At 66.4% G+C, this 25,454-nt stretch carries 20 protein-coding genes; 11 read left to right on the forward strand and 9 right to left on the reverse strand.

The genetic code is table 11. The features are described 5' to 3' along the window. Window positions 1-3 precede the first annotated feature (3 nt). Genes IFT58_RS13870 through IFT58_RS13890 form a run of 5 tightly spaced genes read right to left on the reverse strand, consistent with a single transcriptional unit; the run spans window position 4 to window position 6,366 of the window. On the reverse strand, window positions 4-987 hold the full coding sequence (locus IFT58_RS13870; protein ID WP_192095550.1) for a MoxR family ATPase: 984 nt from the start codon (window positions 985-987) through the stop codon (window positions 4-6). 16 nt (window positions 988-1,003) lie between these two features. Then, window positions 1,004-1,711 (reverse strand): DUF4159 domain-containing protein, encoded by a 708-nt coding sequence (locus IFT58_RS13875; protein WP_192095552.1) that lies wholly within the window; start codon window positions 1,709-1,711, stop codon window positions 1,004-1,006. Further along, a complete protein-coding gene (locus tag IFT58_RS13880) occupies window positions 1,711-3,045 on the reverse strand; it encodes a TldD/PmbA family protein (RefSeq protein WP_192095555.1) in 1,335 nt (444 codons plus the stop codon). The genes IFT58_RS13875 and IFT58_RS13880 overlap by 1 nt, the downstream gene beginning before the upstream one ends. 21 nt (window positions 3,046-3,066) lie before the next feature. Beyond that, window positions 3,067-4,701 (reverse strand): TldD/PmbA family protein, encoded by a 1,635-nt coding sequence (locus tag IFT58_RS13885; protein WP_192082804.1) that lies wholly within the window; start codon window positions 4,699-4,701, stop codon window positions 3,067-3,069. 33 nt (window positions 4,702-4,734) lie between these two features. Further along, entirely contained in the window at window positions 4,735-6,366 is a 1,632-nt protein-coding gene (locus IFT58_RS13890) for a metallopeptidase TldD-related protein (protein WP_192082818.1), read from the reverse strand. Window positions 6,367-6,490: 124 nt separating this feature from the next. Here IFT58_RS13890 and IFT58_RS13895 point away from each other — a divergent pair, with 124 nt between their 5' ends. Then, on the forward strand, window positions 6,491-7,108 hold the full coding sequence (locus IFT58_RS13895) for a DUF938 domain-containing protein (RefSeq protein WP_192095557.1): 618 nt from the start codon (window positions 6,491-6,493) through the stop codon (window positions 7,106-7,108). Here the strand turns inward: IFT58_RS13895 and IFT58_RS13900 are convergent, their stop codons facing one another. The 3 genes from IFT58_RS13900 to IFT58_RS13910 form a co-directional block, all read right to left on the reverse strand. Next, a complete protein-coding gene (locus IFT58_RS13900) occupies window positions 7,109-8,434 on the reverse strand; it encodes a type II toxin-antitoxin system HipA family toxin (protein ID WP_192095559.1) in 1,326 nt (441 codons plus the stop codon). 2 nt (window positions 8,435-8,436) lie between these two features. Beyond that, a complete protein-coding gene (locus IFT58_RS13905; protein ID WP_192095561.1) occupies window positions 8,437-8,700 on the reverse strand; it encodes a helix-turn-helix domain-containing protein in 264 nt (87 codons plus the stop codon). A 190-nt stretch (window positions 8,701-8,890) separates the two neighbouring features. Continuing rightward, window positions 8,891-12,580: an indolepyruvate ferredoxin oxidoreductase family protein gene (locus tag IFT58_RS13910; RefSeq protein ID WP_192095563.1), complete on the reverse strand. Its 3,690-nt coding sequence runs from the start codon at window positions 12,578-12,580 to the stop codon at window positions 8,891-8,893. Window positions 12,581-12,743: 163 nt separating this feature from the next. Here IFT58_RS13910 and IFT58_RS13915 point away from each other — a divergent pair, with 163 nt between their 5' ends. Then, entirely contained in the window at window positions 12,744-13,379 is a 636-nt protein-coding gene (locus IFT58_RS13915) for a tetratricopeptide repeat protein (protein WP_192095564.1), read from the forward strand. 249 nt (window positions 13,380-13,628) lie between these two features. Here IFT58_RS13915 and IFT58_RS13920 read toward each other — a convergent pair whose 3' ends face one another. After that, complete coding sequence (locus IFT58_RS13920) at window positions 13,629-15,113, reverse strand: AAA family ATPase (RefSeq protein ID WP_192095566.1); 1,485 nt, start codon at window positions 15,111-15,113, stop codon at window positions 13,629-13,631. Between the two features lie 126 nt (window positions 15,114-15,239). Between IFT58_RS13920 and IFT58_RS13925 the strand changes: the two genes are divergently transcribed. From IFT58_RS13925 to IFT58_RS13965, 9 genes are all read left to right on the forward strand, one after another. Beyond that, window positions 15,240-15,872, forward strand: coding sequence for a ParA family protein (locus tag IFT58_RS13925; RefSeq protein ID WP_192082798.1), 633 nt, complete (start codon window positions 15,240-15,242; stop codon window positions 15,870-15,872). Window positions 15,873-15,909: 37 nt separating this feature from the next. Further along, window positions 15,910-16,386 (forward strand): histidine phosphatase family protein, encoded by a 477-nt coding sequence (locus tag IFT58_RS13930; RefSeq protein ID WP_188325642.1) that lies wholly within the window; start codon window positions 15,910-15,912, stop codon window positions 16,384-16,386. A 112-nt stretch (window positions 16,387-16,498) separates the two neighbouring features. Next, window positions 16,499-16,996, forward strand: coding sequence for a YceI family protein (locus IFT58_RS13935; protein ID WP_249405219.1), 498 nt, complete (start codon window positions 16,499-16,501; stop codon window positions 16,994-16,996). Next, a complete protein-coding gene (locus tag IFT58_RS13940) occupies window positions 16,993-19,080 on the forward strand; it encodes a phospholipase D-like domain-containing protein (protein ID WP_192095568.1) in 2,088 nt (695 codons plus the stop codon). Before IFT58_RS13935 ends, IFT58_RS13940 begins: the two co-directional genes overlap by 4 nt. A 12-nt stretch (window positions 19,081-19,092) precedes the next feature. Then, complete coding sequence (locus IFT58_RS13945) at window positions 19,093-19,527, forward strand: hotdog fold thioesterase (RefSeq protein ID WP_188325644.1); 435 nt, start codon at window positions 19,093-19,095, stop codon at window positions 19,525-19,527. A gap of 620 nt (window positions 19,528-20,147) precedes the next feature. Continuing rightward, complete coding sequence (locus tag IFT58_RS13950) at window positions 20,148-20,939, forward strand: lysophospholipid acyltransferase family protein (RefSeq protein WP_188325645.1); 792 nt, start codon at window positions 20,148-20,150, stop codon at window positions 20,937-20,939. Between the two features lie 115 nt (window positions 20,940-21,054). Beyond that, window positions 21,055-21,990: an alpha/beta fold hydrolase gene (locus IFT58_RS13955; protein ID WP_192095587.1), complete on the forward strand. Its 936-nt coding sequence runs from the start codon at window positions 21,055-21,057 to the stop codon at window positions 21,988-21,990. Between the two features lie 119 nt (window positions 21,991-22,109). After that, window positions 22,110-24,179 carry a tetratricopeptide repeat protein gene (locus tag IFT58_RS13960; RefSeq protein WP_192095570.1) on the forward strand — a complete coding sequence of 690 codons (2,070 nt, stop codon included), beginning with the start codon at window positions 22,110-22,112 and terminating at the stop codon, window positions 24,177-24,179. A gap of 11 nt (window positions 24,180-24,190) precedes the next feature. Next, complete coding sequence (locus IFT58_RS13965; RefSeq protein ID WP_192095572.1) at window positions 24,191-24,799, forward strand: YbhB/YbcL family Raf kinase inhibitor-like protein; 609 nt, start codon at window positions 24,191-24,193, stop codon at window positions 24,797-24,799. The last annotated feature ends 655 nt before the right edge of the window (window positions 24,800-25,454 follow it).

Here is a 25,454-nt window from a genome sequence, read left to right on the forward strand (position 1 = left end):
GGGTCAACCGGGGAATGGAACGGCCTGCAGCAGCGCGGCGACCACGTCGTCGGCACGCTTCTGCTCGGCCTCGGCGGTGAAGGACAGCACCAGCCGATGCCGCATCACCGGCGCAGCCAGTGCGAGTACGTCTTCGCGGGTGGCGGCAAAGCGCCCCTGCAACAGGGCGCGCGCTTTCGCGGCCAGTACCAGCGATTGCCCAGCGCGCGGTCCCGCACCCCATTTCACCCACTGGTTGATGGCGGCCGGCGCACCATCGCCCGGTCGGCTTGCGCGCACCAGGCGGGTGATCCAGGCGAGCACGTCGGCGCTGACATGCACCTGCCGCACGGCCGCCTGCAGGGCGAGCACTGCCTCGGCATCCATCACCTTCGGTACGCCGGCGGTGGCGCCCCCAGTGGTCTGTTCCAGGATCTGCCGTTCTTCGTCTTCGCTGGGATATTCAACCAGGACGTGCAGCAGGAAACGGTCCAGTTGTGCCTCTGGCAGGGGATACGTGCCGGCCTGTTCAATCGGGTTCTGCGTGGCCAGCACGAAGAAGGGCTGCGGCAATGTGTACGTGGTGCCGGCGTAGCTGACGGTGCGTTCCTGCATGGCTTCCAGCAGGGCGGCCTGGGTTTTCGGCGGCGTGCGGTTGAGCTCGTCAGCCAGCAGCAGGTTGGTGAAGATCGGCCCTTGCTGGAAACGGAAATGGCGGTGGCCGGTGCCGTGGTCTTCTTCCAGCAGTTCGGTGCCCAGGATGTCACTGGGCATCAGGTCAGGGGTGAACTGCACGCGCCGGAACTGCAGCTCCAGGGCGTGGCCAAGTGAGCGCACCAGCAGGGTCTTGCCCAGTCCGGGCGCGCCTTCCAGCAGGCAATGCCCGCCCGCCAGCAGGCCGATCAGCAGTTGCTCCACTACGGTGTGCTGGCCGACCACGGCGTGGGCCAGCGCGCTGCGCAGCTCATGCAGGCGCGGCAGCAGGGAATCGAGGTCGGGGGTGCTCATGGGAATGCCTGTCCTATCAATGGTTCAACGCGTACATCACGATGTTGACGCCGAAGCGGGTGTTGTCTTCGGCCAGGAAGCGTTTGTTCCGCCAGTCATAGTCCCACTCGCAGCCGTAATCCTTGTTGCTGTAAAGCAGGCCCAGCCGACCGTCCACCTCGATCCCCTTCAGGTAGTCGTGCACCAGGTCGTCGCCCCAGCCGTTGAGCTCGAAGCTGGTGGCCGGTGGCCCCTCCGGAAACTGAAAGAAGCTGCGATAGAGCGCATGGGTGTTGGGCAGCTTCTTCAGGGCCTTCGGCCCGAACAGCCGCGCCATCTGCGCCTCGAACGAGGTGGCGAACAGACCGTCGATATCGTGGTTGCAGTCATCGACGAACACGAAGCCGCCGTTGCGGACATAGCGCACGAAGTTCTGCCGCTCGGCGGCGTTGAACTCGACCAGCGTGTGGCCGGCGAGGTAGCAGAAAGGCGCCTCCAGCATGCGCGGATCGGCAAGCGCGACCACACGTTCCTGCGGGTCCACCCGCAGCGAGGTGTAATCGATCAACGAGGTGATCAGGTTGGACGGCATGCGCGCATCCACGTCCCAGTCACCGGAGTCGTACTGCAGGCGGGTGAACCAGAAGTCGTAGCGTGAACTGCGCGGGCCTGCCTGCGCCCATGCCGGGACCGCTGCCGCAGACGCGGCGGCGGCGAACCAGCGCAGGCAGGCCCGGCGATCCATCAGACTGCGTCGGACAACGAGGTGAACGTGAAGTCGCGCAGGCGCATCGGCGGGATCATCATCACGAAGCTGGACTCATCACCGGCCACGCGCACCGGCTTGCCCAGCTCGTCGATGTTGTTGAGCATGATCACCGGCGACTCGTTGAAGCGGAAGTTCTTCACCGGGTGCTTGATCTGCCCGTTCTCGATGTAGAACGTGCCATCGCGGGTCAGGCCGGTCAGCAGCACGGTCTGTGGATCCACCATGCGGATGTACCACGTACGGGTGACCAGGATGCCCTTCTGGGTGCCGCGCACCAGGTCGGCGGTGCTCTTGTCGCCACCGCTCATCAGCAGGTTGCCCGGCCGCGCGTTAGCGGTCTTGCCCTGTTTCTGCGCCCAGAAACGCGAATAGTCCAAGCTGGCGATCTTGCCGTTCTCGATGATCGCGACCTTCTCGCGCGGCATCCCGCTTTCGTCCCACGGCAGCACCGGCGCTTCCGGGTGCCACGGGTCGGCATGCAGGCTCACCCGCGGATCATAGACCTGCTCGCCCAGCTTGTTGCCGCCGCCCTTCTTGGACAGGAAGCTGCGGCCCTCGTCTGCAGTGCGTGCGTCAAAGAACCGCATCATGAAGCTGATCAGGCCAGCCGCTGCGGCCGGTTCCAGGATCACCGTGTACTTGCCCGGTTCCAGCGCCTTGGCTTCAGCTGATTCGGTGGCCTTGCGCATGGCGATGCGCACGTCCTGGTCGGCCTTGAAGTCTGCTGCGTCCTTCAGGTTGCGGCCGACCCAGCCCGAACCACGGCCGTTTTCGGTGCGCACCGTGCAGGTGTAGTCGAAGTTGCTGGTGCGCTGGTAACCGAAGTTGCCCTTGCTGTTGGCGGTGGCGGTGAAGCCATGGCCATCTTCGAGGAAGCCGGCGGCGATCACCCCGGCCTGGCGGCAGGGCAGGATGGAATCGGCGGCGACCTTGGCCCGGAACGCCGGATCGATCGCACCGGTGGATTCACTGAAGGTCGGCGTCGGGCGGTATTCCTGCTTGCCGATGGCCGGGATGAACTCCGGGTTTTCCGGCGCCAGGCGGGCCAGGTCTTCGGCTCGGCGGACCACGCGCTCCAGCGCGGCGTCGTCGAACTCGTTGATGGAGGCAGTGCCGACGCGCTTGCCGAACGCCACTTCCACGGCCAGCGACGCATCGCTGACGATGCCGCTGGTGGAGATGTTGTTCAAGGCGAAGCGGATGTTGCCGTTGATGGATCCGGCCAGGGTGGCCGTGCACTCATCGGCCTTGGACAGGGCGATGACCTTGTCGAGGATGGCCTTGGCCTGCTGTTCGGTGAAGATGCTCATGGGTATCGGGCTCCAGACCGGTCAGCCGAGGCTGCGTGCGGTGTTGATGACGTTGATGCCATTGAAACGGGCAGTGGACGAACCGTGCGAAACCGCCGAGACCTGGCCCGGCTGGCCCTTGCCATCGAAGAACGAGCCGCCCAGGCGGTAGTCGCGCTCATCGGCAACGGCGGTGCAGGCGTTCCAGAACTCCGGCGTGCGGATCTGGTACGCCACGTCCTCCAGCATCCCGGTGATCTTGCCGTTCTTGATCTCGTAGTACAGCTGGCCGCCGAACTGGGCGTTGTAGCGCTGCTGGTCGATCGAGAACGAGCCGTCACCGATGATGTAGATGCCGTTCTCCACGTCCTTGATCAGTTCATCGACGCTGAGCGGCTTCTTGCCCGGCGCCATGGACACATTGGCCATGCGCTGGAACTGCACGCTGGACCACGAATCGGCGTAGCAGCAGCCATCGGACTCGGTCTTGCCCAGGATGTGGGCCTGGTCGCGGATGGTCTGGTAGTCCACCAGCTTGCCGTCGCTGATCAGGTCCCACCGCTTGCACTTCACGCCTTCGTCGTCGTACGCGACGGCGCCCAGGCTGCCTTCCTGTGTCTTGTCGGCGAAGATGTTGACCAGCTCGCTGCCGTACTGGAACTTCTGCTCGCGCTTGTCCAGGGTGGCGAAGCTGGTGCCGGCGTAGTTGGCCTCGTAGCCGAGCACGCGGTCAAGCTCCAGCGGATGGCCGACCGATTCGTGGATGGTCAGCCAGGTATGCGACGGATCCAGGACCAGATCGTACTTGCCCGGCTTCACCGAAGGCGCCTTCAGCTTCTCGCGGGCCTGCTTCGCCGCGGCGATCGCATCTTCCTTCATGTCATACGAGCTGGAGTAGTTGACCACGCCGTTGGGCGTCATGACCTTGCCCGCCGCAGCACCGTCCAGGTACTCGTAGCCCATGCCCATCGGCGAGGACAGCCCTTCGCGGGTACGGAACTTGCCGCTTTCCTTGTCGATGGCGGTGATGGTCATCGGCACCCAGATGCGGTGCACGTCCTGGTCGATGTACGACCCATCGGTGGAGGCGAAATACTTCTGCTCGTTGACCAGGAACATCATCGAATTGACGAAGCTGGCACCGGCGTTGATGGCGGCCGCATTGACGTCCAGCAACAGGTCGACCTTGTCCTTGATCGGCACGTCCATGGCGTTGCGACGGATCGGCGTGCGCCAGCTCACCTCGCCCACGCCAGGCGCCGCAGCGAGCTGCACCGGGGCGGTCTGGATGCCCGCATTGGCACGGGCGATGCCCGCGGCCTGCTGCGCGGCCTTGGCGATATCGGCAACGGCCAACTGGTTGGTCGCCGCGAAGCCCCAGGCCCCGTTCACCAGCACACGGATGCCGACGCCGGTGGATTCGGTGTTGACGACGTTCTGCACCTTGTCTTCGCGGGTGATCACGAACTGCCGCAGGTAGCGACCGATGCGCACGTCGCAATAGGTGGCGCCGGCACTGCGCGCCGCCTGCAGGGCAACATCGGCCAGGCGCTTCTTCAGCGCCGGGTCGAGCACGGTCTGCAGTTGTTCGGCGGCGATGGCCTTGCCGAAGAAGGAGGGCACCAGCAGGCCACCCGCGGTAAGCCCGGTGAGGGCGAGGAAGTCACGTCGTTGCAAGGCTGCTCTCCACGTATGGATGTTGGACAGGACTCATGCGCCGAGACTGCGCGCGGTGTTGATGATGTTGATGCCGTTGAAGCGGGTGGTGGACGAACCGTGGGAGACCGCCGACACCTGCGACGGCTGGCCCTTGCCATCGAAGAACGAGCCGCCGAGGCGGAAGTCGCGTTCATCGCAGATCGCCGTGCAGGCGTTCCAGAACTCCGGCGTGCGGATCTGGTACGCCGCATCTTCGACCATGCCGGTGATGCGGCCCTCTTTGATCTGATAGCACAGCTGGGCGCCGAACTGGGCGTTGTAGCGTTGCTGGTCGATGGAATACGAGCCGCGGCCATGGAAGTACAGGCCGTTTTCCACGTCCTTGACCATGTCGGCCACGCTCAGCGGTGCCTTGCCCGGTGCCAGCGACACGTTGGCCATGCGCTGGAACTGCACGCTGGACCAGGAATCGGCGTAGCTGCAGCCGTGGGAGGCCTCGCGTCCCAGGATATGGGCTTCATCGCGGGTAGCCTGGTAGTCGACGAGGATGCCGTCGCGGACCAGGTCCCAGCGCTGTGTCTTGACCCCTTCATCGTCGTAGGCCACGGCGCCAAGGCTGCCCGGCTGTGTCTTGTCGGCAAAGAAGGTGACGATGTCGCTGCCCCAGCGGAAGCCGGCGTCGCGCTTGTCCAGCGTGGCGAAACTGGTGCCGGCGTAGTTCGCTTCGTAGCCGAGCACGCGGTCCAGCTCCAGCGGGTGGCCGACATTCTCGTGGATGGTCAGGAACAGGTTGGACGGATCCAGCACGACATCGTACTTGCCGGCCTTCACCGAGGGCGCGGTGAGCTTCTCGCGGGCCTGGCGCGCCGCGGCCAAGGCGTCTTCGCGTGCGTCGTAGGACTGCCCGTAGCCGACCACGCCGCCGGGCAGTTCGAAACGCCCGCTGCGGTCGCCGTCCAGGAATTCGTAGCCCATGCCCATCGGCGCGGACAGCCCGTTGCGGGTACGGAATTTCCCGCTGGCCTTGTCCACGGCGGTGGCGGTGAAGGGCAGCCAGATGCGGTGTACGTCCTGGTCGATCCACGACCCATCGCTGGAGGCGAAGTACTTCTGCTCGTTGACCAGGAACAGCGTTGAATTGAAATAGTCGGCCCCGGCGCCCAGCGCGGCGTCATTGATGTCCAGCAGCAGGCCGACCTTGTCCTGCACCGGCACGGCCATGGCGTTCTTCTTCAGCGGCGTGCGCCAGCTGACCTCGCCGACGCCCGGGGTGGCCGCCAGCTGGACGCGGCGCGTCTGCACGCGCGCATTCGCACGCGCGATGGCCACCGCCTGCGCGACGGCCTGCACGACCTGCTCGGGCGTGCGTTGGTGAGTGGCCGCAAAGCCCCATGCACCGTCGACGATCACGCGGATGCCGACGCCGGCCGATTCGCTGTTGGTGACGTTCTCGACGGTGCGCTCGCGGGTGATGATGCCCTGGCTCAGGTAGCGGCCGATGCGCACGTCGCAGTAGCTGGCACCGGCCTGGCGTGCTGCCTGCAGCGCCGCGTCGGCCAGGCGCTTGCCCATGACCGGGTCACCCGGCTCCAGCAGCTGCTCGGCGGCGATCACGCGGCCATGCGGCAGCATCAGGCCGGCCAGGCCGGCACCGGTGAAGGCCAGGAAATCACGACGTCGCACTGCCACCACCCCACGTGCACTCAGTTGACACCCGACTTTCGCCAGCGGCATGCAATGACGCAAGTGACTGCAGTCATGGTCGTGTCACAGGCACAATGGCGTTCTGCCACTTTCGTCACGAACCATGACCGAAAAACCCTTCTCCCTCGCCTGTGAACGAAACCGCGATCCGATCGCGGCCGCGCTGGATCCGCTCATGGCCGATCGCCGCCACGTGCTGGAGATCGGCAGTGGCACGGGACAGCACGCTGCGTACTTCGCCCAGCGCTGGCCGTGGCTGCAGTGGCAGCCCAGCGACCACCCCGACCATCTGCAAGGCATCGCGGCGTGGCGGGCCGAGGCGGCGCTGCCCAATCTGCAGGCACCGTTTGCACTGCAGGCCGAGCTGCCGCCGTCGCCGCCGCTGGCCGTGCCTGCCGGAATCCCGCGTTTCGATGCAGCGTTCAGCGCCAATACCCTGCACATCATGGGATGGGACCAGGTACAGGCGCTGTTCGCCGGTCTGCCTGCGCTGCTGCAGCCCGGTGCCTTGCTGGCGGTGTACGGTCCGTTCAACTACGGCGGCGCGTACACCAGTGACAGCAACGCCCAGTTCGATGGCTGGCTGAAGGCCCGCGATCCGCGCAGTGGCTTACGCGATGCGGAGGCGGTGCAGGCATTGGCGGTGGCGCAGGGCTTCGTTGCGCTGGAGGACCTGGCGATGCCGGCCAACAACCGGCTGCTGGTATGGCGGCTGGGGTGATCAGGCGTCGGCGGGCATCGCAGCGAGGCGCGCCCCCGCCGCTCGCAACCCGCTGAATATTGCCGTGGACACCGTTTCAGGAAAGCCGGTTGGCAGCGATGCTTCTACCTGCTGGATCACCGGTTCCACCTTCTCCAGCAGTTCCTGTATCCAAGGCTCGGCACCTGCACTGATACCGCAGGCATGTGCGGTTTCATTCCAGTGTCGGCGACGTACCTTGAGCAGGTGGCGATGACGATTTTTGCCCACGACGGCCATGGCCAGTTGAGCTTTGAACGGGTCCAGCTGTTGCGGCCCTCGCCCCATGATGGGATACACCGACAAGACGTCGTAAACGGGTGTCATGCGGAAACGTCCGTCTGCTTCGATGTGGACGCTGAAATTTTTCGCATGCCCGTCGGTTGCCGCCAACATCCAGAAGAGTATCTGGGTCTTGAAGAAAGTAGCCCGGTCATCGGGGCTCTCGGACTGACGGAGCAGGTCCATGATCCGGATTATTCCCGGCCCACCGTCGTTCTCGTACTTTTTTGACGCCGGCAAAGCAAAGACCTGGCAGATGTCCTCCTGAGGCAGGCGGAGCCACCATTTACCCCGCAGGGAGAGCCTACGGTCAAAGCGTTCGACAACAAGTGCGCGCTGATCTTCAAAGCTTTGCATCGAGGTTGACGCGACACGGATGCCGAACGCCGCCAGCAGATGCATGCACAGCCACTCGTTCTCCACCGATTGATGCATGTCGGCTCGCATGTTGCCGACCAGTCCCAGAGGGAGTTTGAAAATGTGGGTACTCGGCGTGCTCGACAGCGGAATGCACCACTTACCCTCATGCCATAGCAGTCCGGTCTTTTCCTGCGCCCCGGCAATGGATATGCGGAAATCGTCCGCATCGATCTGTGCCATGCCCGGTATCGGCGACGCCGTGACACCGCGCAGCGTTCTCGCCACGCCTGCCTCATCAAGTGCGCGGAACCGGATCGACTGGACGCCCTGCGGAGGCTGCTCGGGAGGGAGCAGTTGAACGGCGCCTACACAGTCGCGTCCAATAGCCTGCAGCAATTCAAACGTTCCAGTGGAACGGGTAGAGAACCGATCCCGGATACGCGCCCTGATCGCCGCGTTATCGGGCAGGAGATTGTCGAAGTAGTCCGTCACCGCGTCGCCCCGGTGGCTCTGACCGGCGGGAAGCAGCGGTAGAGACAAAGAAACTGGACGGGGCATAGGCGATGCCAGCCAGCTCTCCGTGTACGTCAGTTGTGCGGGGGCGGTCGTCCCTTGTTCCCACGTCGCAACTTCCAGACCGTTCATCCAGACTCGCAGTTGACTCATGACTACCACTCCAAGCCAGTGGTGATGCGCTTGTCCGCAACCGAAGCGGCCTCCTGTAGCGAAACCTCGATGCCGAGCAGGGCCCAGACCTTCATCAGGCGCTCGAACGTTGCCGCCTCGGGGGCCTTCTCCAACGCGGTGACCGCCTGACGAGAAATTCCAAGGCGCGCCGCGAGTGCGGCCTGGCTCAGCCCTGCCTTCAGGCGATAGGCGCGCATGAGTGGAGCGAGTTGATGAGGCGTTCGAATAACGCTTGCAGCGGCCATGGAGCGGGTCTCTAGTGCGAGGACCCATGCTAGTCCTCATGCTCGACCACGGCAACTTATAGGTTGCATAAGCCAGCGACTGAAGATCAACTGCTTCTGGCTATGCAAGCTATAAGTTGCACCTCCTAAATGCAACTTATAGGTTGCTTTACTGCCAGCTCAGATAGTCACTACCTGCACGCCACTATCGTCAGGCTACCTGCACGATATGCAGCGCGCGCGGGTTGCGCCACTGCGCCAGCAGGGTCGCTTCGCGGGCCTTGGCGGTGTGGAGGTGCGCTTCCTTGACGTGGCCATAGCCGCGGATGTGTTCCGGGATGCTGGCGATCTCCACCGCCAAGGCAAGCCGGTGGTCGTCCAAGCCGTCCAGCAACACTTGCACGGTAGCTTCGTAGTCGCTGATCAGCTGGCGCTCGCCCACCCGCTCGGCGGTGCGGCCGAAGGGATCCAGCCGGCTGCCGCGCAGGAACTTCAGCTTCGCCAGCACGCCGAACGCTTTCAGCATCCACGGACCGTATTCTTTCTTGATCAAACGCCCCTGGTCGTCTTTCTTCGCGAACAGCGGCGGCGCCAGGTGAAAGCGCACCTGGTAGTCGCCTTCGAACTGCTGCTGCAGCTGGCGCTGGAAATCGCCACTGGTGTACAGCCGCGCCACTTCGTACTCGTCCTTGTAGGCCATCAGCTTGAACAGGTAGCGGGCGACGGTTTCGGTCAGCGCAGTGGAGCCGCCCAGCGTGTCCTGCTCGGCCGTGCGGACGCGCTCGATCAGCGTGCGGTACCGATCTGCGTAGGCCTGGTCCTGATAATCGACGAGGAACGACGTGCGACGCGCGATCATTTCATCCAGCGAGCGCGACAGGCGGGCATCGTCCAGCGGCAGGAAAGCCAACTCCCCGCCACCATGCCCCGGCAGGCCACGCAGTTCACGCTCGTCGCTGCTGTTGCGCGGCGCGGCCGTGGCGCCCCCTTCATTACCTTCCCACTCTCCCGGCGGAAGCGCATGCAGCGGGCCGGGCGTGTCTTCCGTGTCGGTGTGATGATTGTGCACCAGCCCGGCGGCTTGCTGCACCGCCTGCGGATCGACCACGGCCAGGCGGCCCCAGGCGAAGGCCTGCTGGTTCATGGCCACGGCCGCGCCATTGAGCTCGATGGCGCGCATCAGTGCGTCGAACGACAGAGGCACCAGGCCCTGCTGCCACGCATAGCCGAGGATGAACAGGTTCGCCGCGATGGCGTCGCCCAGCAGTGCGGTCGCCAGCTGCGTGGCATCGAGCAGCAGCGGTTGTTCGCCACCCAGGGCCACGCGCACGCCGGCGATGATGTCGGCGGCGGGGAACTGCATGTCCGGCCGTGTGGTGAAGCCGCCCGGCATCGCTTCGTATGTGTTGAGCACCACCTGGGTGCGGCCGGCGCGCACCTTGGACAGCGCCCAGTAGTCGTTCACCACCACCATGTCGCAGCCCAGCACCAGGTCGGCTTCGCCGGCTGCGATGCGCACGGCATGGATGTCGGTGGGCGCTCGCGCGATGCGGATGTGGGTGGTCACCGCGCCGCCTTTCTGTGCCAGCCCGGTCTGGTCCAGCACGGACGAACCCTTGCCTTCCAGATGGCCGGCCATGCCGAGCAGTGCGCCGATGGTCACCACTCCGGTGCCGCCGACACCGGTGATCAGGATGTTCCAGGGTTGCTCCAGCGCGGTCCGCACGGGCGGTGCCGGCAGGTTGTCGAGCAGGGTGGACGCCTCGCGCTTGCTGCCCTTGCGCGGCTTGCCCCCGTGCACGGTGACGAAGCTCGGGCAGAAGCCGGTGGTGCAGGAGTAGTCCTTGTTGCAGTTGGACTGATCGATGTCGCGCTTGCGCCCGAACTCGGTTTCCTTCGGCAGCACCGACACGCAGAAACTCTTCTTTCCGCAGTCGCCGCAGCCTTCGCAGACCAGCGAGTTGATCATTACACGCTTGGGCGGATCGACCAGCTTGCCGCGCTTGCGGCGACGGCGTTTTTCGGTGGCGCAGGTCTGTTCGTAGATCAGGATCGAGACGCCCTTCACTTCGCGCAGCTGCTTCTGCACCGCGTCCAGCGCACTGCGGTCATGGAACTCCACGCCGGTGGGGAACTGCTCGCGCTGCTTCGTCCATACCTCGATGTTGTCGGACAGCACCACGATGGTCTGGATGCCTTCGGCGCGCATCTGCCGGGCAATGTCCGGCACGCTGAGGGGGCCGTCCACCGGCTGGCCACCGGTCATCGCCACCGCATCGTTGTAGAGGATCTTGTAGGTGATGTTGACGCCGGCCGCGACGGACTGGCGGATCGCCAGCGACCCACTGTGGAAGTAGGTGCCGTCACCGAGGTTCTGGAACACGTGCGGCGTGTCGGTGAACGCGGCCTGGCCTGCCCACGTCACGCCTTCGCCGCCCATGTGGGTGAACGTGTCGGTGCTGCGGTCCATCCAGGTGACCATGTAATGGCAACCGATGCCGCCCAGCGCACGCGAGCCTTCGGGCACGGTGGTGGAGGTGTTGTGCGGGCAGCCGGAGCAGTAATGCGGAATGCGCGGGAAGGCCGCGCGCGGCAGCGCCAGCTCCGCTTCCTTTTCGCTCATCCACTGCAGGCGCTGGGTGATCGATTCGTTGTTGAAGAAGCGCTGGATGCGCCGGCCGATCACGCCGGCGATGGTGGCCGGGGTCAGCTCGCCGGTGGACGGCAGGATCCACTCGCCGGCCTCGTCGTACTTGCCGACGATGGACGGACGCGCGCCCCAGCTGGCCGGCCAGTTGAAGAACTGCTCCTTCATCTGGCGCTCGATGAAGGCACGCTTCTCCTCCACCACGATGATGTCTTCCAGGCCCTGTGCGAAGCGCGCGATGCCCTGCGGTTCCAGCGGCCAGGTCATGCCGACCTTGTACACGCGGATGCCGATGTCGGCGCACGCCGCTTCATCCAGGCCCAGGTATTCCAACGCCTGCAGGACGTCCAGGTAGCTCTTGCCGGTGGTGACGATGCCCAGCCGCGCGCGCGGTGAATCCAGCACGGTGCGGTCGATGTTGTTGACCCGGGCGAACGCCTGCGCGGCACTGACCGCGTAGCGGTGCAGGCGCATTTCCTGGTCCAGCGGCGGGTCCGGCCAGCGGATGTTGAGACCGCCTGCCGGCATCTCGAAATCATCCGGCAGCAGGATGCGCCGTGCCAGCGGATTCACCTCCACCGAAGCAGACGACTCCACCGTTTCAGCGATCGTCTTGAAGCCGATCCAGCGCCCGGTATAGCGGCTCATCGCCCAGCCCAGCAGGCCCATGTCCAGGATGTCCTGCACGCCGGCCGGGTTGAGCACCGGCATCATCGCGCTGACGAACTCGTCTTCGCTGCCGTGCGGCAGGGTCGAGCTCCGGCACGCATGGTCGTCGGCGGCCAGTGCGAGCACGCCGCCCAGTCGCGAGGTGCCTGCCGCATTGGCATGCTTGAACACGTCACCGCAGCGGTCCACGCCAGGGCCCTTGCCGTACCACATGCCGAACACGCCCTGCACGTTGGCGCCGGGGAACAGGTTGGTCTGCTGGGTTCCCCAGACCATGGTCGCGCCCAGGTCTTCGTTGAGGCCGGGGGTGAACTTCACCTTGGCCGCTTCCAGCGGCTGGCGTGCGCGCCACAGTTCCAGATCGAAGCCGCCCAGCGGGCTGCCACGGTAGCCGCTGATGAAGCCGGCGCTGTCTATCCCGGCCGCCTCGTCGCGCAGGCGCTGCATCAGGGGCAGGCGCACCAGCGCCTGGACGCCGCTCAGGTAGATCCGTCCCTCGCCACGGGTGTATTTGTGGTCGAGCGTGTAATCGCGGTCTAGCAGGTCGGCGGACGCCGGTGAGGTGAGCTGCGCGGTGCTGGTCATGGCTGGCCTGGTTCGGATCGGCTGGCATCGGCGCTGCGGCTGCAGACCCGAAGGGCGCGGATTGTAACAGTGGGGCCGTTGTGGGCCGGTACTCGCATCCGGGACCGAAGTCCGGTTAGGATCGGGGCGTGGGAGGTTGTTGTTGCAACCTGGGGAAAACACGATGTCATTTGCAAGAAAGTTCCTGGCCGGCATGTTGCTGGCTTCGGGGCCGGCCGCTGCATGGGCCGCGCCCGCATTGCCTGCACCGCAGGAGTTCTATTTCGACGCCGATGTCGCCGCTGCACCTGTGCAGGTGGTTCAGGGCGAAGGCGATGAGTTGGTCAGTCAGTTGCTGCGCCAGCGCGAGCGCGGGCGTAAATCGCTGGAAGCCACGGTGCAGTTGGCCGGTGTGGCTATTGGCCAGGGCCGCGCCGAGCTGGGCCAGCAGCTGTATGCCGAGGCGCTGCAGGCGGCACCGGCGGCCTCGCCGTCCGGCCGCATGGTGCGCTGGAACCACGGCTGGGATCTGTACCGCCAAGGCCAGGCGGACGCCGCACTGACGCAGTGGCATGAAGCGGCCAGTGGGCTGCGCGGCAACCCGTCGTGGGTACCACCGACGTACGCCCTGGCGCTGTGGCAGATCGGGCAGAAGGACGATGCGGTGAAGTGGTACGCCGCGGCGGTCCGCACCGAGCCGGCGCGCTGGAGCACATCGGCCAACTACGCCGCCCTGCTGCCAACGTGGCGCGACAGCGAGCGCGAGACCCTGGCGCAGGTGCAGAAAGCGTGGGCCGCCAATCCGCCGAAGTGGCCGTAACGCGCAGGACGGACGGGTAACGGCGAAGGTGGCGGCGACGGGTAGAGCCGACCGGTAGAGCCGACCGGTAGAGCCGACCGGTAGAGCCGACCGGTAGAGCCGACTTCAGTCGGCTGGCATTTCCCCGCCAACGGCAGCGGACTGAAGTCCGCTCTACCGGCCAGAACAGCGGACTGAAGTCCGCTCTACCAAAGCCCACCGCAGGCCAGAACAGCGGGCACACCGCGACCGGAACGGGCCGGCGGCGCCTCAATCGTCGGCATTCACCGTGCGCGCCGACGCCCACTCGCGCAGGGCGTTCACCTGCTCGGCCATCAGCACGGACAACGGGCGGCTACCGCGGATCTCCGCCATCAGCAGCGTCGTGTCCAGTGGGCGCTGGTCGGCATGCGCGGCGTACATGCCGGCCACGATGGCCTGCTCGATCTCCGCGCCGGAGAACCCGTCCGCTGCCGCCGCCAGAGCCGGCAGGGCGAAATCGTCGGCATTCAACTGACGTCGCGCCAGGTGCAGGCGCAGCAGCTCCACGCGCACATCCGGGCTGGGCAGGTCGACGAAGAAGATCTCATCGAAGCGGCCTTTGCGCAGCAGCTCGGCAGGCAGTTCGTGCACCTGGTTGGCGGTGGCGACGATGAAGACGGGCGCCTTGCGTTCGGCCATCCAGGTCAGCAACGTGCCCAGCACCCGGCGGGACACGCCACCGTCGTCCCCCCCCGTCGCCAAGCCCTTTTCGATCTCGTCGATCCACAGCACGCAGGGCGCCAGCTGCTCGGCCGATGCCAATGCCTGGCGCAGGTTGGATTCGGTCTCACCGTGGTACTTGTTGTACAGCGCGCCCACGTCCATGCGCAGCAGGGGAACGCCGAACCCGGCGGCGGTGGCCTTGGCCAGCATCGACTTGCCACAGCCCTGCACGCCCAGCAGCAACATCCCGCGGGGCGGGTCCAGGCCAGCCGGCGCAGCGCCGGCAAGGAACGCGATGCGCCGCTGGCTGATCCAGCGCTTGAGACGGTTGGCACCGGCGACATCGGCAAAGCGTGCCGTGTCGTATTCGTAGAACAGGTGTCCGCTGCGGTTGAGCAGCTCGAACTTCAGCTTGGCCAGCTGCGGCAGGTCGTCATCACCCAGGGCGCCGTCGGCGTAGATCAGCTGCCGGGCAATCCGCCGCGCATCCACCAGGCTCAGGCCCTGCAGGTTGCGCAGGATCTTCTTCACCGCCTCGCTGTCCACCTCCACCCGCCGTCCACCGTGCTCGCGCGCATACCCGGCGGCCTCTTCGCGCAGCATCTTCAGCAGCGCATTGGCGTCGGGCAGGCGGGGGTTGAAGCGGGTGGCCAGGGCTTCCAGCTCCGGCGGCAAGGTCACTTTGGCGCCGATCAGCACCAGCACGTGCGGTTGGCTGTGGCGACGCTGGATCAGATCGCGCAGCGCGCGCTGGTGGCTCGCGTAGCCCAGGTAAGGGTGGAAATCGAGCAGTAGATAGATGCCGCGCTGGTCGGCCTGCTGGATCATCTGCAGCGCCGCGCTGGCGTCGGGCGGCCCCACCGGCTCGTCTTCGCGGTCCAGGTCGATGCGACGCAGGCCCTCGGTGATCGACCAGCGATGCAACGCACGCCACACATGCAGCAGCGTCTGCCGGAACAATTCGATGATGCGACCCTCGTCCTGGGTCTCGATGACGATCAGGGGCGTATTGGCGCGGATCAATGCGCTCAGGTCCTGCAGTTCGCTCATGCCGGTTCGATCCTTCGGGGGCGCCACCATAGCAAAGGCACGGGCCGGGTGGTTCAGCCGCGCGACTATCTCCATCACCTGCACCGGTGTACGCTCGGGCGACGTTCTCCCGGAAGCGAGGCCTGCATGAAGACCATTCTGGTGGCCGGTTCAAAGGGTGGGGTGGGCAAGACCACCATCGCCACCCATCTGGCCGCGCACGCGGCACTGCAGGGAAGGCGCACGGTGATCGCCGATGCCGACCCGCAGGGGTCCAGCACGCGCTGGGCACAGCGCCGTTCCGAGCTGGAAAGCGCCGTACTGCCGCTCGATGTCTACAAGAAGAAGCAATGGCTGCAGAAGGTTCCCGATGGGACCGACACGGTGATCATCGACGCCCCGGCCGGTGCGCTGGCCGACGATATCCCGCATTTCCTGGACGCGGCCGACGCCGTGGTAGTGCCGGTGCTGCCCTCCGCGTTGGACATTGAAGCCATCGTCGGCTTCCTCAACAGCCTGTCGAAAGTGGCCCGGGTGCACAAGCGCAAGCTGCCGGTCGGACTGGTGCTCAACCGCACCAAGCCATGGACCCAGACCTCGCAGCAGGCCATCCAGATGTTGTCCGAGTGGCCTTACCCGGTGATCACCCAGCTGCGTGACAGCCAGAGTTATGTGGTCATGACCGGCATGGGCCGCAGCCTGTTCGACTACCGCTCGGCACAGGTGCGCGAGCACCAGGCCGATTGGGAACCCCTCCTGCACTGGCTGGACAAGGCATGAGCCGCCTCCGCCACCCCTCCAACAAGGGAAGACTCCGATGCGTGAACTGATCCTGCTGCGCCATGCCCATGCCGAACCGGCCAGCACGGGCCAGGCCGACCTTGACCGCCCGTTGTCGGCGGTGGGTCTGGCCGAAGCCGAGGCCGCCGGCAAATGGTTGAAAGACAACAAGCTGCAGCCCGACTGCGTGCTGTGTTCCCCCTCCCGCCGTACCCGCGAGACCTTGGAAGCCGTGGTCGGCGTGACCGGCTTCTTCGAGCACAAGCTGGAAGACAAGGTGTATGACGCCACGCCCGGTACGTTGATCGGGCTGGTCGATGACCGCAAAGACGTAGAGCGCCTGATGATCGTCGGCCACAATCCCGGCCTGGAGCGCCTGGTCGCCCTGTTGAACACCGGCGAGACCAGCGACTACCGCGGCATGCCGCCGGCCGGCATCGCGGTGCTGCAGTTCCCGAAGGACGTCAGCATCGAACCCGGTGTCGCCATCCTCAATGCGTTCTGGTGGCCGTGATCCGATGACCGTGTGGCAGAGGGGGCTGCTGCTCGCATTGATGGGACTGCCGGCGGTGTTGGCGGCGCAGCCGTCGGCGCTGCCTGCGGTGAAGGTGACCCACCGCGCGCCGATGTACCTGGACACGGCCCGATCCCAGCTGGGCTTCGAGGTGCGCAGCCGCCTCGGCCAGCGCATCGAAGGCAATTTCCCGCAGTTTGAAGGGCGTATTGAGGTGCTGTCCGATGGGCGCCACCAGGTCCACCTGAAGATGTTCACCCGCACGGTGGAGATACCCGGCAAGGTCCGCTACACCGGCTGGATGCGGGGGCCCGACTTTTTCGATGCCGAGCGCCACCCGGTCGTGGAGTTCGACTCGCTGCCCTATGACCCGGCGCGGGTCGACCAGGGCGGTGACATCCAGGGACGCCTGATGCTGCGGGGGGTCAGCCACCCGGAAGTGCTGCGGGTGGAGAAAGCGGAATGCGCCAGACCCGGCTATGATTGCGACGTTGTGAGCCGTGGGACTGTCCTGCGAGGCCGTTACGGCATGGATAACTGGCAGTTTGCCCTGAGTGATCGAGTGACCTTCGTACTGCGCGCGCGCCTGACCGGGGTGCCTGAACCGTGAATCTGATGCTGCGCCTGATGGCGCTGGCAACGCTGTTGCTGGTCGGCGGCTGTGCGTCGCTGTCCAACAGCGAGCGCGCGCGTGCGGCCAACATCGCCGTGCAGGCACGCTCCACCGTCGTCGAGTGCGACCAGGCCGACCGTTGCGCGCAGGAATCTCCGCTGCGCGCGCTGGCCGGACGGGCGTTCAGCGAATCCGCGCCCGGCCAGCCCCGCCACTACGCCACCATCCTCGATGAGGGCGAAGAAGCCCTGGTCGCCCGGCTGAACCTGCTGCGCAGCGCCACCCGCAGCATCGACCTGCAGACCTATATCTTCGACAAGGACGACAGCGCGCGGCTGGTCCTTGACGAGCTGCTGGCCGCCAGCCGCCGCGGCGTGAAGGTGCGCCTGCTGATCGACCAGCTCTCGGCCATTTCCGATCTGCAGATCCTCGGCGCGCTGTCCTCGGCGCACCAGAACTTCGAACTCCGCGTCTACAACCCGGCCTTCGGCAAGGCCCGGCTGAATTACTTCGACTACGCCGGCAGCGTGCTGTGCTGCTTCCGGCGCTTCAACCAGCGCATGCACAACAAGCTGCTGGTGATCGACGACGCCATCGGTGTGGTCGGGGGACGCAACTACCAGGACGACTATTACGACTGGGATGCGGAGTACAACTTCCGTGACCGCGACGTGCTGGTGGCGGGCCCGGAGGCGCGGACCATGGCGGCCAACTTCGAGGCGTTCTGGCTCGCGCCGCGCAGCGTGCCGGCCGAGCGCCTGAATGACGTCGGGCGGATCCTGCTCGACAGCGGCCCACCGCAGATGCCGCCGGCCGACTACCGGCGACCGGAGCGCGTGCAGCGCGTCATCGCCGAGGCCACCGACACCGCGTGGATCACCCGCAGCTTCGTCGATACCGCATTGCCGGTGGCATCGGTGCGGTACGTCGCCGACCTGCCGCGCAAGCACCGCCGCGAAAACCCCGAGCATCCCCGCAACGGCCAGCACGTCACCGAGCCACAGCTGGATCGGCTGATCGCCGAGGCGCAGTCGGAAGTGCTGCTGCAGACGCCGTACCTGGTGCTGTCCAAGCCGGCCCGCAAGCTGTTCGCTGATCTGCGCCAGCAGCCTGATCCACCGCGCGTGCTGGTGTCGACGAACAGCCTGGCCGCTACCGACAACCCGATCGTCTACGCGCTGTCCTACAAGTACAAGCGCCGCAACATGCGCGAGCTGGGCTTCAACATCTTCGAGTTCAAACCGTTTCCGCTGGATGCCCCGGTGGACTACCGCAACCTGATGTCCGATCCGATCGCCGGGGACTACCCGGAGGGGCGGCGCGGCAGCATGCTCGGCGGCAGCGCGGCAGGCAGCAACGCGCGCCCGCCCGGCAGTGGTGGTGGCAGCACCCGCTCGGCCGATGCCGGCGAGGGGACAGGTGCCGGCCCGGTCGTCGAGACACCGACAGCGCGCAGCAATCCGCGCACCGGCAGTGCTTACCAGAATGCCCGCGAACGCCGTCGCGCATCGGGCAGCGAAGTGGAGCGCGACCTGCTGCGTACCGAAACCCGGCCCTCCTTCCTGGGCAGCCGGGCGGTCAACCGACCGCTGCCGGTAACGCGATCCGGTGCCCGCATGGGGCTGCACGCGAAGTCCTTGGTGGTCGACCGCCGGATCGGCGTGATCGGCACGCATAACTTCGATCCGCGCAGTGAAAACTACAACACCGAAGGCGCGGTGATCATCGACGATCCGGTGTTCGCAAAGCGGCTGGCTGACAGCATCCTGCGTGATATCGATCCCCAGAATTCCTGGACCGTGGCACCGCGCAGCAAGCCGCCGGTGCTGTCCGGATTGAACTACAGCATGGGCAAGGCATCCGAAGCGTTACCGATCCTGGACTTCTGGCCGTGGCGCTATGCCACCGATTACGAGTTCCAGCCGGGCCCGGACTGTCCCGAACCGCTGCCGCGGCAGCATCCGGACTTCCGCTCCTGCTATACGGCGGTCGGTGACTTCCCGGAAGTGAATGTCGGCCCCAAGCTGCTGCTGGTCCGCATGCTCACCGCCTTCGGTGCCGGCCTGGTGCCCATTCTCTGACTGGAGAGCAGCATGTCATCCATTTTCCGCCAGCCGGTTGTGCTGGAAACGCTCAATTCGCTCAGCGCCAACACGGTGATCCAGCAGTTGGGCATCGTATTCACTGCGGTAGGCGATGACTGGCTGCAGGCCACCATGCCGGTGGACGCACGCACCCACCAGCCTTACGGGATCCTGCACGGCGGCGCGTCGGTGGTGCTGGCCGAAACGCTGGGCAGCAGCGCCGGCAACCTGTGCGTGGACAATGCCCAGCAGGTCTGCGTCGGGCTGGAGATCAACGCCAACCATGTCCGCGCCAAGCGCGAGGGCGTGGTGACCGGGACCGCACGCGCCACCCATGTCGGCCGCAGCACGCAGATCTGGGACATCCGCATCGAAGACGAACAGGGCCGCCTGGTCTGCACCTCGCGGCTGACGCTGGCCGTGGTCGCTGCCGGTCACGGCTGAGGCATCGCACCGGATATCGCAGGCGGCGTTCGCATTGTGCCGCGCGAGGTTGCACGGCGCTGACGGCGAAGGGCTGCACTTGGTCGCACGTTGCCGTTGCGGTTGCCCTGGACTGGACGCATGTTGCCGGTGGCGTGGGACTGCACTTGGTTGCACGTTGCCGTTGCGGTTGGCCTGGACTGGACGCACGTTGCCGGTGGCGTGGGACTGCACTTGGTTGGACGTTGCCGCTGCGGTTGCCCTGAACTGGACGCACGTTGCCGGTGGGGCGGGACTGCACTTGGTAGAGCCGACTTCAGTCGGCTGCGGTTGCGGTAGCGGTTGCTGCCAGCCGACTGAAGTCGGCTCTACCAGGGCGCTGCGGTTGTGGTTGCTGTCAGCCGACTGAAGTCGGCTCTACCAAGACGCTGCGGTTTGTGGTTGTCGCCAGCCGACTGAAGTCGGCTCTACCGCAGGGCGCCGGTCGCGGGGGCGCGGGTGCGCGGGTGCTGCCGGAAGAGCTGCCACATCGGTGCCCACCGCATACTGCAACACACCGTTGCCCGCCAATGGCCAGCTCGCGCAATGCGTTTGGCCACATCGCGCTGGCAGCCACTGCGGCGCTCGGGTATCGTTCCCGCATGAATTCCCCCACTCCGGCCTCACGTGGCGGCGTGGCGCGTGCGTGCCGTTACCTGTACCGCGTTCCGCTGCTGCTGGTCCATCTGCTTGTTTTCCTGCCGCTGATCCTGGTCGGCATGCTGCCGCCGTGGGGCGAGCTGCGCATCGGCCAGGAGCCGTTGGCCTACAAAGTGGTCAACTGGTGGTCGGCCGGCCTGATGTGGATCTTCGGCTTTCGCCTGGTGCGCATCGGCCAGCCCTTGCGCGGTGCGGTGCTGTTCGTCGCCAATCATGTCAGCTGGATCGACATCTGCGCACTGCACAGCCAGCGCATGATGGGCTTCGTCGCCAAGCGCGAAATCGCCGGCTGGCCGGTGGTGGGCTGGTTGGCGGGACGTGGGCAGACCATTTTCCACCAGCGCGGCAGCACCGAATCGCTGGATGGGGTGATGCAGCAGATGGTCGTACGCCTGCGCGAAGGCAAGGGGGTGGGCGTGTTCCCTGAAGGACGCACGCGCGGCGGCCACGACGTGGGCCCGTTCCATGCACGCATCTTCCAGGCAGCGGTGGAAACCGGGGTGCCGGTGCAGCCGGTGGCCCTGCGTTACGGCGCCGGTGGTAGTGCACAGACCATCGTGGCCTTTGGCGCGCGCGAAAGCTTCTTCGCCAACTTCCTGCGCCTGCTGGGCGAGCCGGCGCGCCGCGCTGAAGTGCATTTCCTTGAGCCGATCCGCAGCCAGGACATCGAAGGCCGACGCCGCATCGCCGAGACATCGCGTGCACGAATCCTTGCTGCGATGGGCGGCGCCTGAGCCGACGGTGTCCGTTCCCGCGCCCGCGCTGTCGTTCGATCCCGGTCCGCCGGGACTGCTGACTGCGGCCGATTACCAGCCGCCGCGCTGGCTGCGCAACGCGCACCTGCAATCGATGCTCAGCTCCAGCAAACTGCGCCTGCGCCGTGGCCAGGAACTGCTGGCCGCTACCGGTGCGCGTCATGAAGAGCTGATCGTCGACGCGGGCGAGGGCGTCCGCCTGCAGGCCTGGCACAGCACGATCGAGGGCCGCCCGGCACGGGGCATGGCGCTGCTGCTGCATGGCTGGGAAGGCAGTGCCGAGTCCAGTTACATGCGCATGACGGCAGCCCGCATGCTGGCCGAGGGCTTCGATGTGGTGCGGCTCAACTTCCGCGACCACGGCAACACCCATCATCTCAATCCGGGCATCTTCCACTCCAACCGCATCGAGGAAGTGGTCTGTGCCGCAGCGGACATCGCCCGCCGCTGGCCGGATCTTCCGCTCGTTGCAGCGGGCTATTCGTTGGGCGGCAATTTCGTGCTGCGGCTGGCCCTGCGCGCGCCGGATGCTGGTATTCCGCTGCAGCGCATCGCGTCGGTGTGTCCCGTGCTGGATCCTGGCCTGACCATGGACAGCATCGAAAACGGTCCGGCGATGTATGACTGGTACTTCCGCCGCAAATGGGCCGGATCACTGCGTCGCAAGCGGGATCTGTATCCGGACCTGAGCGACTGGGACGAGCGCGTGCTGCGGCTGGATATACGCGCGCTGACCGCCTGGCTGGTGGAGCACCACACCGATTACGGGTCACTGCAGGCGTACTTCGACGGCTACTCGATCGCGGGCGAACGCTTGGCGGGCCTGCAGGTGCCGGCCGATATCCTGATGGCCAAGGACGATCCGGTGATTCCCTTCGTTACCTTCAACGACTGGCACCTGCCGCGTTCGGCGCGCCTGGAAACCGCCGAGTGGGGCGGACATTGCGGGTTCCTGGAAAACTGGCGCGGTGACGGGTTCTCCGAACGCTGGGTCGCCCAGCACCTGGCACAGGCCGCGCTGCCGGTCTGACGGCATGCGGTGGGGGTGGACGCCTCCTGCGGCAGGGCGTGGTGGGATCCGCCACGGCGCTCCGGCCATGCGCGACCGGGGCCGTTACAATGCGGGATTGCTCTCCAGCCGGACCCGCCATGCAAGATCAGATCCTCCAAGCCCTGCGTCGCCAGGACGCCGACCAGGCCGTGCAGCTGGCCAGTGCATGGGCCGTTGCCGAGCCGCGCGAGGCGCAGGCCCATCGCTGGCACGCTCTGGCGCTGCAGCAGCAGGGCAACCTGCAGGCCGCCGCTGCCAGCATGCAGACGGGTTTGAACCTGGCGCCGGATGATGCCGACCTGCACCTGCAGAATGCCGGCCTGCTGTTGGCGATGCACCAGTTCGACGACGCGCAGGCCGCGCTGTCACGCAGCAGCGGTGCCAATCCCAACGAGTTGTCCGCGTATCTGATGCAGGCGCATCTCGCGTTGGCGCGCAACGATGTAAACGCGGCGGACCAGCAGGTTCGGCTGGCCGCACGCGTGGACGAAGACAGCCCGGACGTGGCTGCCCTGCGCGGCATGGTCGCGCTGCGCCGTGGTGCCCTTGACGAGGCGCTGGCCCAGCTGACCACCGCCAGCCGAGCGTTGCCTGACGATCCGCGCATCCTGTACGCGTTGGGTTTCGCTTACATGGGCAAGGACATGCTGGCCTTCGCCGAGCAGGCCTTCCGCCGGGTGCTGGCGCTCAATCCCGCATTGACCGCATTGCACGGTCTGCTGGTGCAACTGGCACTGCGACAGGAGAATCCAGCGGCGGCGGCGGAGATCGTCGACCAGGCGCTCGCGCAGCCGGGCCAGGACAGCATCGCCATGCGCCGGTTCGCCGCACAGCTGGCGCTGCAGTCCGGTCAACCCCTGCAGGCACTCGAGCACCTGCGTCCGCGTCTGGCCGAAAACGCGGGTGACCCCAAGCTGCTGCAGCTGCTGCTGGGTGCCTGGCAGCGCCTGGGCCGCGATGAGGAAGCACGCACCGAGCTGGACGCCGTGCTGGTCGACAACGATCAGCTGCACAACCTGTGGTTGGCGCGCCTGTCGGTGGAAGCGGTCGGCAGCGAAGGTGCCGTTGCGGTCGGTGATCGCTGGCTTGCTGCCATGCCTGTGCACGTGCAGGCGATGGAGACGCGGATGCGCCTGCATGACATGCGCGGTGAGCACGACGCCGCCGAAGCGATGGCCGAGCGCATCGTAGCGTTGGAACCGGGCCGCATCAGCGGCGAGACCCGCTTGGTGGATGGCTTGGTGCAGCGGGATCCCGACGCGGCGGCCGCGCGCGTACAGGCGCTCGTCGATAAGGCCGAAGGCGGCCAGCGGCTGGACCTGCGTACCTGGCTGGGCGAAGTGCATGATCGTGCCGGTCGTCCGCAGGAGGCACTGCGGGTCTGGCTGGACCTGCACGCAGAATTGCTGAGCTACCGCCTGCCCTTGCCGCCGCAGGCCAAGTCGCCGTCCAGCTGGCCCGCACTGGGTGAAGTGGCGGCGGACATCGCGTCGCGCCCGATGTTCATGTGGGGCGCCCCGGGTGCCGGCGCGGAGCGTGTCATGAGCGCGCTGACTGCCGCCACGCCCTTGGTGCGCATCGATCGGTTCGGTCCGACCCCGCCGGGCGACCCCTTCCAGAACTACAACACCCTGCAGGAACTGGCGAGTGGTGCACTGGAGCCGGACGCACTGGTGGCGCGCTGGCGCGAACTGCTGCCCGCCCGCGGGCTGGCCAACGACACCGTGATTGACTGGCTGCCGTTCTGGGACAACGCCCTTCTGTGGGCGATGCGCCCGGCGCTGCCGCAGGGGCGGTTGTTGGTCGTGCTGCGTGATCCGCGCGACATGCTGCTGGACTGGATCGCGTACGGTTCGGCCGCGCAGATCGGCCTGCCCAGCCTGGCCGAGGCGGCCGAATGGCTGGCCCGCTCGCTGACCCAGGTCGCACTGCTGAACGAGCAGGATCTCTACCCGCACGTGCTGGTGCGCATCGACGAGGTACAGAACGATCCGCGCGCGATGGCCGCCTTGCTCAGCGGGGTGTTCGGCGCCGAGCTGCCGACGGCCCAGCACATCGGCCCGCCGCGTCTGCCCAGCGGTCACTGGCGTGCGTACCGCGAGGCGATGTCATCGGCCATCGAGCTGCTGACGCCGGTTGCGGTTCGTTTGGGTTATCCGGAAGCGTGAGGGCACAGACCATGAAACTGAGCAGCAACAGCCTGCGCGACGGCGCACCGATCGACCGCGAATTCGCCGCCGGCGACGCGCAGGGGTTCGCCCCGGACCGCAATCCGCATCTGGCATGGAGCGAGGTGCCGGACGGCGTCCGTTCGTTTGCCCTGGTCTGCGTGGATCCGGACGTGCCGACCGTGCCGGACACGGTCGGCCGCACGGACATGACCATTCCGCGCGACCAGCCGCGCTGCGATTTCGTGCACTGGGTGATGGCGGATATCGCGCCCGACGTGCGCGAACTGGCCGCAGGCAGCTGCAGCGACGGCTTCGTGGTGAAGGGCAAGGCCGATCCGGCCGGCCCGGCCGGTAGTCGGCAGGGACTCAACGATTTCACCGGCTGGTTTGCCGGCAACCCGGACATGGCCGGTGCCTATCTGGGCTACGACGGCCCGTATCCGCCGTTCAATGATAAGCGCCTGCATCGCTACTTCTTCAGAGTGTTCGCCCTGGATGTTGCGACGCTTGACCTTCCGACGCCGTTCACGGCAGGCGACCTGCATCGTGCGATGCAGGGTCACGTGCTGGCGGAAGCCACGTTGCATGGCACGTATACGTTGAACCCCGCACTGTAAGGGGGGGCGATGGCCGGGCCTGCGGCCCGGCGCCCGCTCGAGGCAACGGCAACGGCAACGGCAACGGCAACGGCGACAGCGACGTCAAAGGCGACGTCAAAGGCTGCAGGGCTGCGTGCAGGTGGGGCGGGACAGGTTGGCGGGGGACGGCAAGGGCCGCATCCATGCAGGCCTCGTTTCGCGCCATCCATGGCGCTCAACGCCCCCGCCAACCCATCCCGCCCCACCTTCGACAGGTCCATGGCGGTCTCGGAACCTGTCGGGGCATGCGGATCGGTAGCGCCGACCCATGGTCGGCGAGCGCAGCGGGCCGTTGGCGGAAACCTTCCGGCGAGGCAACGTCAAGGGCTGTAGGGCTGCGTGCAGGTGGGGCGGGGTGGGTTGGCGGGGGACGGCAAAGGCCGCATCCATGCGGGCCTCGTTTCGTGCCATCCATGGCACGGGTCCACGTCATCGCATTCGCGCTGCCGCTCCCACGCTTTGCTGCGCAAACCGTGGGCCCCGTCTCACCAGCACCCACACCCCGCCGCTTCGCGGCCGCCCCTGACTCAGGGGCTCCTTCCACCCGGCGGGTCAACGGGACCTGCGGTAGCGCCGACCCATGGTCGGCGGAATGTTTCCGCCAACGGCCCGCTGCGCTCGCCGACCATGGGTC

The organism is Stenotrophomonas sp. CFBP 13718 (genome assembly GCF_014842145.1).
GTDB lineage: Bacteria > Pseudomonadota > Gammaproteobacteria > Xanthomonadales > Xanthomonadaceae > Stenotrophomonas.